This is a genomic window from Acinetobacter sp. TWP2-2-3, assembly GCF_049896445.1.
Lineage (GTDB): Bacteria > Pseudomonadota > Gammaproteobacteria > Pseudomonadales > Moraxellaceae > Acinetobacter.
The window spans coordinates 85,196-98,644 of record NZ_JAFCUI010000007.1; the positions used below are offsets into that span (position 1 = coordinate 85,196).

The 13,449-nt window shown below is 39.0% G+C and carries 13 protein-coding genes; 10 read left to right on the forward strand and 3 right to left on the reverse strand.

Going from position 1 to position 13,449, the window contains the following annotated elements; translation table 11 throughout:
- Positions 1–6 precede the first annotated feature (6 nt).
- On the forward strand, positions 7–330 hold the full coding sequence (locus tag ACP7AK_RS11080; protein ID WP_425879900.1) for a hypothetical protein: 324 nt from the start codon (positions 7–9) through the stop codon (positions 328–330).
- Here ACP7AK_RS11080 and ACP7AK_RS11085 read toward each other — a convergent pair.
- The 3 genes from ACP7AK_RS11085 to ACP7AK_RS11095 are packed head-to-tail and all read right to left on the reverse strand — an operon-like array spanning position 325 to position 6,188.
- On the reverse strand, positions 325–3,381 hold the full coding sequence (locus tag ACP7AK_RS11085) for a tyrosine-type recombinase/integrase (protein ID WP_104425916.1): 3,057 nt from the start codon (positions 3,379–3,381) through the stop codon (positions 325–327). The genes ACP7AK_RS11080 and ACP7AK_RS11085 overlap by 6 nt on opposite strands.
- The gene (locus ACP7AK_RS11090; protein WP_425879901.1) at positions 3,374–5,557 is read right to left on the reverse strand and encodes a hypothetical protein; all 2,184 of its coding nucleotides are present in this window, start codon (positions 5,555–5,557) and stop codon (positions 3,374–3,376) included. The genes ACP7AK_RS11085 and ACP7AK_RS11090 overlap by 8 nt, the downstream gene beginning before the upstream one ends.
- Complete coding sequence (locus ACP7AK_RS11095) at positions 5,547–6,188, reverse strand: hypothetical protein (RefSeq protein ID WP_425879902.1); 642 nt, start codon at positions 6,186–6,188, stop codon at positions 5,547–5,549. Before ACP7AK_RS11095 ends, ACP7AK_RS11090 begins: the two co-directional genes overlap by 11 nt.
- 632 nt (positions 6,189–6,820) lie before the next feature.
- On the opposite strand from ACP7AK_RS11095, the gene ureE reads away from it, so the two are divergent.
- From ureE to ureC, 9 genes are all read left to right on the forward strand, one after another.
- The gene (gene ureE, locus ACP7AK_RS11100) at positions 6,821–7,303 is read left to right on the forward strand and encodes an urease accessory protein UreE (protein WP_005090807.1); all 483 of its coding nucleotides are present in this window, start codon (positions 6,821–6,823) and stop codon (positions 7,301–7,303) included.
- Positions 7,290–7,955, forward strand: a complete 666-nt coding sequence (locus tag ACP7AK_RS11105) for an urease accessory protein UreF (RefSeq protein WP_004778087.1) — start codon at positions 7,290–7,292, stop codon at positions 7,953–7,955. The genes ureE and ACP7AK_RS11105 overlap by 14 nt, the downstream gene beginning before the upstream one ends.
- A gap of 18 nt (positions 7,956–7,973) precedes the next feature.
- The gene (gene ureG / locus ACP7AK_RS11110) at positions 7,974–8,588 is read left to right on the forward strand and encodes an urease accessory protein UreG (protein ID WP_425879903.1); all 615 of its coding nucleotides are present in this window, start codon (positions 7,974–7,976) and stop codon (positions 8,586–8,588) included.
- Between the two features lie 12 nt (positions 8,589–8,600).
- Positions 8,601–9,173, forward strand: a complete 573-nt coding sequence (locus tag ACP7AK_RS11115; protein ID WP_004778083.1) for a HupE/UreJ family protein — start codon at positions 8,601–8,603, stop codon at positions 9,171–9,173.
- A 34-nt stretch (positions 9,174–9,207) separates the two neighbouring features.
- Complete coding sequence (locus ACP7AK_RS11120) at positions 9,208–10,110, forward strand: urease accessory protein UreD (RefSeq protein ID WP_004778080.1); 903 nt, start codon at positions 9,208–9,210, stop codon at positions 10,108–10,110.
- A 159-nt stretch (positions 10,111–10,269) separates the two neighbouring features.
- Positions 10,270–10,572 carry an urease subunit gamma gene (gene ureA / locus ACP7AK_RS11125; protein ID WP_004778079.1) on the forward strand — a complete coding sequence of 101 codons (303 nt, stop codon included), beginning with the start codon at positions 10,270–10,272 and terminating at the stop codon, positions 10,570–10,572.
- Between the two features lie 19 nt (positions 10,573–10,591).
- On the forward strand, positions 10,592–10,900 hold the full coding sequence (locus ACP7AK_RS11130; protein ID WP_004778077.1) for an urease subunit beta: 309 nt from the start codon (positions 10,592–10,594) through the stop codon (positions 10,898–10,900).
- An 89-nt stretch (positions 10,901–10,989) separates the two neighbouring features.
- Positions 10,990–11,451 carry a GNAT family N-acetyltransferase gene (locus tag ACP7AK_RS11135; protein WP_425879904.1) on the forward strand — a complete coding sequence of 154 codons (462 nt, stop codon included), beginning with the start codon at positions 10,990–10,992 and terminating at the stop codon, positions 11,449–11,451.
- An 11-nt stretch (positions 11,452–11,462) separates the two neighbouring features.
- Positions 11,463–13,163 carry an urease subunit alpha gene (gene ureC / locus ACP7AK_RS11140; protein ID WP_425879905.1) on the forward strand — a complete coding sequence of 567 codons (1,701 nt, stop codon included), beginning with the start codon at positions 11,463–11,465 and terminating at the stop codon, positions 13,161–13,163.
- Positions 13,164–13,449 lie beyond the last annotated feature (286 nt).

A 13,449-nucleotide genomic window follows, 5' to 3' on the forward strand; every position in this document is an offset into this window, starting at 1 on the left:
ACGCTCATGATGAATTATTCTTCGAGTCGAATTTTGACATCGATGCATCCTAGTATTCGACATCTGAATATTCGCAATGTAGCTAAAATTGTAGCCTCAAAAATTATTTGTAATACGCAATTACAGTTGCAATATAATCCTGCCTTTTGTAGGCAACTGGGCGTATCAACTTATCTCAACACGCACATAGGATTAGCTTATTTCATTGATGATCGCTATTTTGACCATTATGGTTTACAACCGGAAAACATAATAAATTTTTCAGATGTCTATGCTCAATTGTTGCATGACTTTTATGAGTTTTCAGGTTATCAGCCAGATCAGCTATGATCTAGGTTGCGACGGCGTACATAGGATCAGTAAAACCAACATGCAATAGCGTAAGGCGGTTAGTGCCTTTCCATTGTTTTGTGATACTAGTTCAAGCTTAAAAGCATTACTTAAACTGCTGTTCATTCGGTAAGGTATTGATTTAATATGCATTTTTTCAATAAGCTTATCTTGTGAGATTTTAGGAGGTAGAGCGGTCTGCCAATATTTTGCTGGAAATAAAGAATAAATACCTGTCAAAAATCGATTTGCTAGTCTTACTTCAGCACTGTTAAAGATTAATCCCGCGTGTGAAATGTTAGCCTTCATTTCAAAAATAGCTAGTGCATTTAATATATGGATATCATTATAACTATGCTGGTTGAGCTGTTTAAAAAAATATTCTAAGACTATTTTTTCTTCCGTTGTTTCAATATGCGGAAGTATGCGTTGTGATTTATCAGCATCAATAATGAAGCGAGGCCGGTTCTTGCGATTTTTGAGTTGTTTGAGTCTAAGTATATTTTGTTGCCACAGTATGAGGGTCTCAATTGAAAAGTCATACTTTTGAGCAAGAAGCTCAGGTGTATAAGATTGATCTAATGCCTTGAGTATTTTTGCGATCAGAGGGAATGGATAAGCTGACTTGCTCGTTCCATAAATAAAAATGTTGTTCTCTGCTTGAGTTAAATCAACTTTAATATTAGATGTGTTGATGTATTCATCAGGCGTTGCTATAGATTTTATTTTTATTGTTCGTGATATTTGTTCATCGTAATAGCTAAGCGCTATTTGATGGTGTCGTGGTGATTTTAAGCTAGGACAGATTTTTTGAATAACGGTTCGATCCAAACATGGGTCAAATTTTCTTAACTGATAACCTGCCATTATGTAAGCTAGATGCAAATAGCTCCTAAACGTTTCAGTGGGATCAATATGACCTAATATATGGGATAGTAAATACCAACAGTCTTGTGGTGTTTTAGAACGTAAGAGATCATTTCGGAGTAGCTGATAGTGATCGTTTGAATAGTCCGTGAAGGCATTTACAAACTCATAGTCCATATTCAAGATCATAGCGAGATTGTTTGTTGCACTATGTCTTAACGAATGAAAGGTATAACAATGACTTGGCAACATTGCATCAAGTATCTTTTGTAATGGTGTGGTGACCATATATGGCTTAATACGTTCTGTGCTATTCCAAAGTGTAAATAGATAGTCATTGGATGAATAAGCCCTACGGCGTGTCGTGCAGTATCTCTGAAATTTAAAATGCTCTTCTTCTGTAAGTAGAATTTGAAGGTTGAGATTACGTTCAGCACTATCTGTTTTAAGTAAATGTTCTTGTTTCTTTGAACGATATGGACGGATCCAAATTGAACTGGCTTGAACACCTTCCACGTCTTTAATTCGTAAGCCGAGCATTTCATTGATGCGCATCCCTGAGCGAAAAGCTATCGTATATACGATACTTAGCATTTCTAAATCATGTACCGTATAGCGTGGGTTTTGATAGCCTTTGAGTTGGATGAGCATCTGTTGAAAAGTTTTTGCAGAGATGATTTCAGCTTTTGGTGAGCTGAAATCTTGCCCTTCGGTCTGCAGTGGAAAGGATTCAGCATTGAATAGCATTTGTTGAAATTGATGGAATCGTTTTAAGAGGGCGAATTTCTGTGATTTAGATTTACCGATGCCGTTTAACATACGGTTGTAGATCACGTCTAGATGGTCGTTGAGATTGGATTCTTCTATAAAGTCAGTGCTATGTAGTAACCATGTCTCTGCTAACTTGGTGTAATAGCTATAAATTGAGGAATGGCGAATCTTCTGCTGTTGGTTGATATAGCGTAAGTACTTGTTTTGATCAATTTGATAAAGCTTGGCGATAGATTCAATATCTTCTACGGCAGGATGAAATAAGCTAAATAGCCAAAGCCCAAGCCGTTTAGCATTTTCTGGAAGATGGGCATGTTGGTTGTGCAGTAGGTTACATAGATCCGTGGTGATCTTATGAGTATTTTTGAAGCACGTTAAAATTTGTTTATGCAAAGCAGTGAGTGCCTCAAGAGGATCTGCAGTGTGTAATTGTTCCTCTTTTGCTTTGTTATTGGTATTTTGGGGTTGTGGTTCTTCAGCTTGATGGGAGTGGTCAAGTATTGGCTGAGGTGAGAGATAGCGTTTAAAAGCACTTGGACTTAAGCCACAGGTTTCTATTTCTTCAGTTAAACACTGTGCAAGCGCAGAACTTAATTTGACCTTTTCTAGTTGCATAAATGAATGACTAGAGGCTTGTAAAAGCTGATAAAATTTCTTCTGGTTAAAAGAAAGCTCTAAGGCATTAAAAACGTAACGGATATAAGTGTAACAATCGTGTTGGATATCTATTGATTGTGTTTTAAATCGAGAAATCCAGAGCTGAGTTAACCGATCGGGTACGAAATTTCGTGATTTTCTTAAGGTTTGTTTAGGATCATATAAATCACCATAGTGTGGTGAATGAGGTTCTAAAAAAATGAGCGGTAGTTGTAATGCCTGAAGATGATAGATTGGGCCTTGTTCTTTTAAATTTTCTAACAAGGCATCTAAGCTGGAAAGATTAGAGATTCCGCCATACAGGATTGCGCAGATCAGGATGTTTCCTATACTTTCATCCGCTGTAAAACCATTTGCCGTGTACCAATATCTTAAAAGCTTTTCTTTAAGCTGTACTGCGAATTTTGAACCATCAAGCCACGATTCATTGAATATTAATGGTGTGCGTTGAATAGAAACTAGGTATTGAGTTGGTAAAGGTACGTCTGTTTGAAGACTTCGATTGTATTGAATAATCTGTTTTCGGAAATGCTGATAAAAGTTCTTTTTTAAAGAAAAGCTAAGTTTATGTTGATCTAGATGCTGAGTCACTTGGTTAAAGAGAGCTGGTATTCCTTCTGATTGCTGTGCTTGCTGTAATTGTTCGAACGATAGAAATTCATCGATGATTGCTTGAATTTGTAAGCGCTCTTTTATGCGCTTTTGATCTCTATTCTTTGTACGGCGTTCATGTGCATAGTGTTTTTCTTTAAGCATGTTCATCCATTCCATCAATTTTATAAGTGTGCTGCATCTCGTTAAGATGAGTAGTGAGGGTTCTATATTGTTGAAGTGAGAGACTTGAGAATTTTTGCCCCATTTCTTGTTGATGCTGCTCATGCCCAAACAGGGCTAAAATTAAATTTTCATCTACTTTTTCAGTGAGATATGCACGAGTCGTGTGCCTAAGCCAATTTGCATGATCAAGTTGCATAATACGAGTGAAACTGCTGACTAAATGAGGGCTAAGTGCTTGCCATTGTCCATGTTGATAGACACTGAGGAGAGGCTTTTTACTGCTTAAAATTTCTTGAATATACGGTTGATGCTCTGGGTACAGTTGTTGGAATTCATTTAAATAGGTAATGAATAAGCGGATTTGCTTTACAACAAAATCACATAGAGGAATTAATCGACCATCATTTGTTCTACTGTGAATTTCTTTATCTGAAAGCCAAAGCCATTGTTGTTTTAAATCGAAATTTTTTAAGAAACCTGGGAAGTCGCTGACAGGTCGAGCTGCACTGAACAATAATAAGATATGCCAAAGCCATACATTATAGTGATTAAACATATCAAGCATTTTTCCTTGATGTTCAGCTTGAATGATCTGATGTTGTAAGTATGCAAATATAGCCGTTACTATTGCTGGTTTAGGGGCTTTACAACTACCAAACCTTTGTTGCTCATCATCGATGACATAGATTTCTTTTGCTAAGTCTTTTGATAGCTGATGTACTGTACCCTGATAGCTTTGCTGCAAACGGTAGATTGGATACGAACAATATGAAATAGAAACCGATCGATTGGCATCAATACCCGTAAGTATGTCAGCGAGTTGCTCGTTCTTGGTATGTCTATAAATACAATGATGTAGTAAAACACTTATTTTTTTAGTTGATAAAGACGGAATAAACAGTTCGTGACGGCATTTTTTTAATGCTTGATTGACTTGCTCCTGGCTCACAACAGGAGATTTTTTTAGACCATCTACTAATTCTTTAATTAGTGGTAAGTCGAAGTAGGTCACTTGATTGAGTAACTGTTCTTTAAATTTAAAGTCAGTGTTCTCAAATAGCGTGAATTTTGAACGTAAAAAATATTGGTCGTTTTCTAAAATGAGCTTCTGTCGATTATTTAGGACACGGCGCTGATTTGTCTGTAACTCCAGCCATTGCTCAATCGGAACACCGCTTAAGAAACTGAGTAGAATAAAAAGATACGCTTTATTTTTTTCTGGATGATTCAAATAGACTTGATGGCAATGTTTTACAAGTAAGCTCAGGCTGTTGAAATCTGGATAATGCTTGCTACAGCTAAAATTATGTTGTTGTCTAATGATATGCTGTTGTGTCAGTTTACTCACTTGATGTTGCAAATAACTCGATTGGCTTGCTAAAGGCGATACCTGCGCTGTATTGAGTGAGTATTGCTGATTTGGCTGTTCATCCTGTAATTCCTCATAAAAGAGAGCAGGATGCTGTTTCTGAGGCATGTCATATGGACAGTGTAAAATGACGTTGTGTTCATCCAAATAAATTGGCTCATCGATGTGCTTGGGTGGTGCTGAGTAATGTTTCTTGGGTTTAAGTGCTAAGACATAATCATAGAATCGCCGTATATCAAGCAGTAATAGATACTGAAAACGATTGAGTTTAGAGTCGTTTTCTAATTCCCGTAAACTCTTCACGAAGTCAGCCAAGGTAATCTCATGGCTAGGCAATTGCTCCCATAACCACAAATATTCCTGCTGATACCGATTCAATTGTTTGCCTTGTTGCGATGCGGCATAAGCTTCGTTTGCTAATCTAAATCGATTAAACACTCTAATAATGGTGGTTTGGTGATCCTTTTCAGTCGGATTCGGAATTGCTTTAAGAATACATGCTGCATGTAAATTATGCACAGCCCATCGTTGTATAACAGGATATTCATGCTGATCTACTGAATAGAGATAGGCACAGATCGGATGTTTAGACACACTTGGGGGGAGAGGTAGTTTTGTTGGGAGTTCAAACTTAGAGTCTGCATCGAAGCTGACTGTTGTTTTCAATAAGGGTTTTAATTCAGGGATTAAGACTGTAGGTTTTAAGTACTGTGCGATAGCATTTTGATAGTCCTGATCAAAAAATTCATGATCTAGCATTCGCTCAATGATGTTTTCAATTTTCATGGTCTAAACTCCAAAATTGTGATGCGCATGGTTGTACGCTCGTGAGTGCTTTACATTTATTTTTGAGTGCTTGAATTCGTAGGTCGTGAGTGCCGTTGATTTGCTTCTGGCGATAAAGTAGCTGATTACGACTGCAATCGATTAACTTAGCGAGTAGGTCTCGAGAAAGACTGCATCTGGGTTTGTCATAAAGCTTTTGATTCACATCGTAAATTGCTTGTTTCGATAGAGACTGATTTAAGTTATGAAGTAGCTTATCGGGATTAAGAGCCTGTGGATTGATCTTGAGCTCAGTCATCAACTTAAAGAGTGTGTTGCTGAGTTGATATTGAACCTGAATGAGGTCTACATCAGCTTCTACAATGCTTCGAGCTTTGATTCGAATATTTTGTTGTTGTGCTATATAAACAAGAAGAAAGTTATCTGTTGCGAATAACTCAGCTGGAGCAGGTGCAGTAGCAGATATTAGGCTCACGTCATGTTGAAAGTGTGTTGGCAGTTGCGAGGCATTTAAAATCTGAGCGTAGCTTTGGTAAATTTTGAACAGAGGCGGGTAAGGACGGATCATGACATCCTTTGTATAAAACGGTCTTTTATTGGCTAGCTGAGAATTTGCTTTTGTAGGCTTCATTTATTCGCCCTCCTGATTTTTTTAACTTAGATCAAGAAGTACAAAAAACTTTTAATTTTTATAAAAAGATCAAGAAAGTGGTTATAAATGTGGGCGGTTTTTGATGAATTTGAGAGGCTCAAAGCGGGTGGGAAATAGGGTGTATTTGGAATTTTTATTTTAAGTTATTGATTTTATTTGATGTGAATGTGGCTGGTTTCTTCGTGTTTTGTATTTTTTGTATTATCTCTGTGGTAGTTTAAATATGGCCCAAGGTATTGATGATGCTTTAGTAGAAATTTTAGGTGCTAAACAAATTAATGCCTTACGTAAGGCCGGTCACTACCGACGAGATGTGTATTAATGCTTAGCTAGATTGGCATAAATTCTATTTCTACAATCCTCCATCGATGGGGGGATTTTTTTATGGCCATCTGAATAATTATCGGCAATCACATATTTTTTAATAATTAAGATGTCTTGCACGAAGCAAATTTCAAAATAATTAGATAGACACGGCAAAAATAAAACGCTTGGCAAAATAAGATTGGCATGAATAGTGCATTATTTTAATGCAAATCATTCATTTAATGCTGAATTTAGCATCAATTTAGTTCACGAATCACGATAAAAGAAATTGAGATTGGGTATTTATGAAAATCTATACGGAAAGACTTGAGGGTAATGTCGTACAAGAAAATGTTGAGATAGTTGAACTGACATTTGATACACGACAAAAGAGCCGTTTTCGTGCAACTTTAGCTAACGGGCACGATATTGGTGCAGATTTACCCCGTACCGGCATTTTAAGGCACGGTTCATATATCGCAACTCAAGAGGGTGATGTACTGCGTGTCGATGCCAAAGCAGAAAAACTCATGAAAGTAGAAGCACCAAGCAGCTTTGATTTATTAAAAGCAGCGTATCACTTAGGTAATCGTCACGTCCCTTTAATGCTCACACCAACGGCGCTGTATTTTGAGCCAGATCATGTATTGGCTGAAATGATAATTGGACTTGGTTTAACGGTATATGAAACCATGCATCCATTTGAGCCTGAAAGCGGTGCTTATGCACAGCATCAGCATGATCACAGATTAAGCCCAATTAAGGCTTTGCATCATGTTCACACCTAATGCTTCACAGCTTTTAAGTCTGTTGACTTTGTCCTCAACGGCACTACCAATTGGGGCGTACTGTTATTCTCAAGGGGTAGAAAGTGCGATTGATCAGAGCTTAATTTTTGATGAAACCTCGAGCATTACTTATTTTGAAGAAGTGCTTGAAATGCTTTTGGTACGGTTTGAGCTGCCCGTTTTGAAACGCCTAATAATATCTTTTGATCAGCCTGAGCAGTTTGAATACTGGGCGCAGTTATATAGAGCAAGTCGAGAAAGCAAAGAGTTATTGGCTGAATCACAGCAATTGGCATTTTCATTAAATGCGTGGATTCGTGATGTGCTGAAAAAGCCTGTGAAATTAAAAAAGCAGATCGGTTTCGTACCCATCTATGCGCATCTTTGTGGGCAACTCGAACTTGATGTTGCAGAGGTTTTGACTGCTTATACCTTTACCGTACTTGAAAATCAGGTGTTGGCTGCCGTGAAAACTGTACCACTTGGACAGATGAGTGGACAACGGATTTTATGGCATGTGCATGGGCTGATTCCAGAGGCAATTGAACGTGCTTTAGCACTGCAAGATGCTGAACTCAGTAGCGCCTTACCTAATTACGCCATGCTCAGTATGGCACACGAAACACAATATTCACGATTATTTAGATCTTAAAAATAAAGGACATTTCACATGACAGAACGTAGCCCATTACGCGTAGGTATTGGCGGTCCAGTTGGTTCAGGTAAAACAGCGCTTACTTTAAATTTATGTCAGGCACTGCGTGAAAAATACAATATGGCGGTGGTGACCAATGATATTTATACCAAAGAAGATTCCAACTTTTTAACACGCCATGAAGCTATGTCACCTGAGCGTATTGTTGGTGTAGAAACAGGTGGTTGCCCGCATACCGCAATTCGTGAGGACGCCTCCATTAACCTAGCGGCTATTGATGACCTGTGCGAAAAATTTGATGGCCTTGAACTGATCATTATTGAAAGTGGCGGTGATAATTTGGCAGCAACATTTAGCCCGGAACTTTCAGATTTAACCCTGTATGTAATTGATGTGGCGGGTGGGGAGAAAATTCCGCGTAAAGGTGGCCCCGGTATTACCAAATCTGATTTGTTAATCATAAACAAAACCGACCTTGCACCAATGGTTGGAGTAAATTTAGATGTGATGGATCAAGACGCGAAACGTATGCGCGGTGAAAAACCTTTTCTATTTTCCAATATGAAAACTAAAGATGGCTTAAATGACATCATCAGCTTTATTGAGAAACAAGGTTTGTTTAAAGCATAAGGGGCATCCACTATGAAGTTATTATTGCAAAGAATTACCTTCACATCGTTGGCATTCTTTCCCTTGGTAGCAATGGCGCATCCAGGCCATGAGCATAGCCATAATAGTTTTATCAGCGGTTTTGTGCATCCATTTACAGGGCTTGATCATCTAATGATGGCGTTAGCATTTGGCGTATTGATTTGGACTGCACACCAGCGCTGGAAATGGGCCGGATTATTCGGTTTATCTGCCGCAATGATTGTCGGTTTTATGATCGGTGCACAATTCAACTTAGCAACAGCAATTGCTGAAAACGGCATTATTGCGTCGTTAATTGTATTGGCTGTTGCTCTTTGGACCAAAACCAATAAAGCCGTTCCTTTTATTGCTGCACTTTTGGCCGGTTTTCATGGCATCGCACATGGTACGGAACTTGGCCAAAGCGGTCAGGCAGTTTTACTGGTCGTTGGTATGGTTACAGCGATGGCATCTATATACGTATTCGGTTTGCTCGTCGGCGCATTTATTCAAAAATATGTGCCTTATGGTAAGCAAATGATTGGTGCTTTGACAGCTATTGTTGCTGTAATTGGTTTAGCTTGATGCCTCATTCATCTCAAATAATAGGGAGATGCAAATGAATGATCTGGTATTAAGCGAAACAAAATTTATATCGACACAACAGCAGCATAACAGCCAACTGTGGTATGCCTGTTTGGAACTTGGTTTTGCCTATCAAGTACAGTCAAATCGAACCGTATTACAGCATCGCAAGCATCATGGGCCTGTACGCGTTCAGAAGATGTTGTGGCCTGAAAAAACTGGTATTTGCCATGCAATTATTGTGCATCCACCAGCAGGAATTGCTGGCGGAGACCATCTGACTTTTGATATGAAAGTTGAGGCGAATGCGCATGCGTTAGTTACCACGCCCGGTGCAGGAAAATGGTACAAAACCAATGGCAAGCAAGCCTATCAGCATATTCATATACATGTCGCAGCACAGGCGACATTTGAATGGTTACCGCAAGAAACCATGCTTTTTGATGGTGCCAATGCAGACTCTGAAACACATATTCATCTAGATGAAATGGCCAGTTTTATTGGGTGGGATATGTTGGTCATCGGTCGACAAGCACGTGGTGAAATTTTTCAGCAAGGGCAATACCAAAGCAAATTTAGGCTGTATCGTGCAGACAAATTATTGGTTGCAGATAGTTTAAATTTTAAGGGGCAGGATCGGTGGCTTACATCCTGTTTAGGTATGAATGGACATGCTGTGATGGGAAGTTTCTGGGCAGTAGCACCATCGCGTTTAAGGCAAACAACATTACTGGCTGAACATATCGAATTAATCCGTGAATTGATTATGCGGATGAATCTAGCGGTGACTTTAACCCTGTTAGATGATGTGATTTGTGCACGTTATTTAGGCGATGATGTACGTGAATGCCATGATGCTTTTGCAGCAGTCCGTGCCCGTTTAAGACGCTATTGGTATGACCTAGCAGAAGAATTCCCACGGATTTGGCGCACTTAAGTTTTGCCATCATTGGAAAGTAGATAGGTCTAGCAAGATTAATAGATTAAGTGTTCATTTTACCTTTGGGTTAGGACACTAAAAATCAAAACGTGCGAGAGCGAAAGAAGAATTTGCACGCATTTTGCATTCTACATTTTAGAAGATTAGGAAATTGTTATGGAACTTAATCCAACTGAAAAAGATAAATTATTAATTTTTACCGCAGGCCTTGTTGCTGAGCGTCGTAAAGCGCGTGGATTAAAATTGAATTATCCAGAATCAATTGCATTTATTTCAGCAGCACTGCTTGAGGGCGCACGCGATGGCATGTCAGTGAGCGAGTTAATGCATTACGGCACAACCTTGTTAAGTCGTGAAGATGTCATGGATGGTGTCGCGGAAATGATTGCAGAAGTGCAGGTCGAAGCTACTTTTCCAGATGGTTCAAAGTTAGTCACAGTTCATCAACCCATTGTCTAATAAAAATAAGGAGTAAGCCATGATTCCTGGTGAAATTATTACGCCTGATTCAGACATTGAAATGAATGTCGGACGAGAAACACTGAAAATGCGTGTTGCTAATGCAGGCGATCGACCAATTCAAGTCGGTTCTCATTTTCACTTTGCTGAAGCCAATGATGCTTTGCAATTTAATCGAGAGCAAGCTAGAGGCTATCGACTCAACATCGCTGCTGGAACAGCAGTTCGTTTTGAACCGGGCCAAAGTCGAGATATCGAATTGGTTGCACTTGCAGGTAAACGTGAGGTGTATGGGTTTGCAGGGCGTGTTATGGGTAAATTGGATTAACTATTTTTATGCTCAAGTGTCTTGTTGAACAATTAAATTATTGTTAGTAATAAGTTCAATAAGTACATGAAAAAGCATAAGAGAATTAAATGTTAATAATGAAAATACGCCCAGCAACTGTTGATGATGTTGAAGCCATCGCTGCTGTTATTGAACCTTTTGTCGATTATGTTGTCGTGACTGAAGAAGGACGTGAACGCTTTAAACCTGATATGTTGAAAAACATCTTCCAACAACCACTTATTCATTATTTTGTGGCAGAAATTAATGAAGAAATCGTTGGGAATTTGGCGTATATCGCTCCATCTCATGTCATGCATTATTTCTTAAAAGCTGAATATCACGGTCAAGGTTATGGTCGACAAATGTGGGACTTTTTAGAGCAAGAAATACTTAAAAATGATCCCGATATAATCACAATAAATTCAAGTCATTATGCACTCGATATTTATAAAAAATATGGATTTGAAGTGGTCGGTGCGCTAACGGAGAAATGGGGTATTCAATTTATTCCGCTGCAAAAGCTGCTAAAGCCAAAAAATCTAGAATAGGAAATATATTAATGAAAATGTCTCGCCGTGCTTATGCGGAAATGTTTGGCCCTACAGTAGGTGATAGAGTTCGCTTAGCTGATACAGAATTGTTTATTCAAGTTGAACAAGACCTCACGACTTATGGTGAAGAAGTTAAATTTGGCGGTGGCAAGGTCATTCGCGATGGTATGGGACAGTCACAATTATTGTCTGATGAGGTCGCTGATACCGTCATTACCAATGCTTTAATTGTCGATTGGTGGGGTATTGTCAAAGCCGATGTTGGACTTAAAAATGGTCGTATCTGGAAAATAGGTAAAGCAGGTAACCCTGATATTCAACCTGACATTACAATTCCTTTAGGTGCAGCAACTGAAGTCATCGCAGGTGAAGGACAAATCTTAACGGCGGGAGGGATTGATACTCACATTCATTGGATTTGCCCACAACAAGTTGAAACAGCACTAATGTCAGGCACAACTACAATGATTGGTGGTGGTACAGGCCCCGCCGCAGGAACATCTGCAACCACAGTAACTCCAGGCCCATGGCATATTGCGACCATGCTACAAGCTATTGATGATTTACCTATGAATATTGGTCTGTTAGGTAAAGGCAACTTGAGTCAGCCAGAACCAATCGCTGAACAAATCAAAGCCGGTGTGGTGGGTTTAAAATTACATGAAGACTGGGGATCGACGCCAGCCGCGATTGATAACTGTCTAAGTGTGGCGGATCAATACGATGTACAAGTTGCCATTCACACAGACACACTAAATGAAAGTGGCTTTCTAGAAGAAACCTTAGCAGCATTTAATAACCGGACCATCCACACTTACCATACTGAGGGTGCGGGCGGTGGTCACGCACCAGATATTTTAAAAGCAATTGGTCAACCCAATGTTTTACCATCTTCAACCAATCCCACACGTCCATATACCGTCAATACCATTGATGAACATTTAGATATGTTGATGGTTTGCCACCATTTAGACCCTGCAATTTCTGAAGATGTTGCTTTTGCTGAAAGTCGGATTCGCCGTGAAACTATTGCTGCAGAAGATATCTTGCAGGATATGGGCGCAATTGCCATGATGTCTTCCGACTCGCAAGCGATGGGGCGTGTGGGTGAAGTAATATTACGTACTTGGCAGACAGCACATAAAATGAAAGTGCAACGCGGCCCACTCGAAGGTGATAATCAAAATCACGATAACAATCGTGTGAAGCGCTATATTGCTAAATATACGATTAATCCTGCCATTACCCATGGATTAAGCCATGAAGTTGGTTCGATTGAAGTGGGTAAATTAGCCGATATTGTTTTATGGAAGCCTGCATTTTTTGGTGTTAAGCCCTCGATGATTATTAAAGGCGGAATGATTGCAGCTGCGCCGATGGGTGATATTAATGCTTCAATTCCAACGCCACAGCCTGTGCATTATCGTCCGATGTTTGGCGCTTACCCTCGTGGCGTACATAACACCTGCATTACCTTTTTATCGCAAGTGGCAATAGAGCAAGGCATACATGAACAATTGGCTTTAAAGAAGTTGATTAGTCCTTGTAAAGCCACGCGTAATATCTCGAAAGCAGATATGAAGTTAAATACTTATTGTCCTGTAATGGAGGTTGACCCTGAGATTTATGAAGTACGTGCAGATGGTGTGCATTTGACTTGTGAGCCTGCGGAAGTGTTACCAATGGCGCAGCGTTACTTCTTATTTTAATCATTTCCAAAACACTATTTCACAAAGCCTTTCTGAATATGAAAGGCTTCTCTTTTTTAAATTTTAGTATTTTTGAAAAGTAAATAATCTTTAAAATATGAAAATACGACTACCTCTATAAGGGCTAACAATCCAAAAAATGTAAAATTTAATAATTTATGATTATACCCATCTACCAATAAGTGTAAAAAACAAATGAAATCATGATTCCACAGGCAAGTCTTAAAAGATTAATGCAGATAGGCTTTGTTGCACAAACCTATCTGTAAAGGCTTTTTCAGCGATA

Coding starts and splice junctions, on each gene's coding strand:
- ACP7AK_RS11080 (WP_425879900.1), top strand. CDS start 7: ATGATGAATTATTCTTCGAGTCGAATTTTGACATCGATGCATCCTAGT.
- ACP7AK_RS11085 (WP_104425916.1), bottom strand. CDS start 3,381: ATGCTTAAAGAAAAACACTATGCACATGAACGCCGTACAAAGAATAGA.
- ACP7AK_RS11090 (WP_425879901.1), bottom strand. CDS start 5,557: ATGAAAATTGAAAACATCATTGAGCGAATGCTAGATCATGAATTTTTT.
- ACP7AK_RS11095 (WP_425879902.1), bottom strand. CDS start 6,188: ATGAAGCCTACAAAAGCAAATTCTCAGCTAGCCAATAAAAGACCGTTT.
- ureE (WP_005090807.1), top strand. CDS start 6,821: ATGAAAATCTATACGGAAAGACTTGAGGGTAATGTCGTACAAGAAAAT.
- ACP7AK_RS11105 (WP_004778087.1), top strand. CDS start 7,290: ATGTTCACACCTAATGCTTCACAGCTTTTAAGTCTGTTGACTTTGTCC.
- ureG (WP_425879903.1), top strand. CDS start 7,974: ATGACAGAACGTAGCCCATTACGCGTAGGTATTGGCGGTCCAGTTGGT.
- ACP7AK_RS11115 (WP_004778083.1), top strand. CDS start 8,601: ATGAAGTTATTATTGCAAAGAATTACCTTCACATCGTTGGCATTCTTT.
- ACP7AK_RS11120 (WP_004778080.1), top strand. CDS start 9,208: ATGAATGATCTGGTATTAAGCGAAACAAAATTTATATCGACACAACAG.
- ureA (WP_004778079.1), top strand. CDS start 10,270: ATGGAACTTAATCCAACTGAAAAAGATAAATTATTAATTTTTACCGCA.
- ACP7AK_RS11130 (WP_004778077.1), top strand. CDS start 10,592: ATGATTCCTGGTGAAATTATTACGCCTGATTCAGACATTGAAATGAAT.
- ACP7AK_RS11135 (WP_425879904.1), top strand. CDS start 10,990: ATGTTAATAATGAAAATACGCCCAGCAACTGTTGATGATGTTGAAGCC.
- ureC (WP_425879905.1), top strand. CDS start 11,463: ATGAAAATGTCTCGCCGTGCTTATGCGGAAATGTTTGGCCCTACAGTA.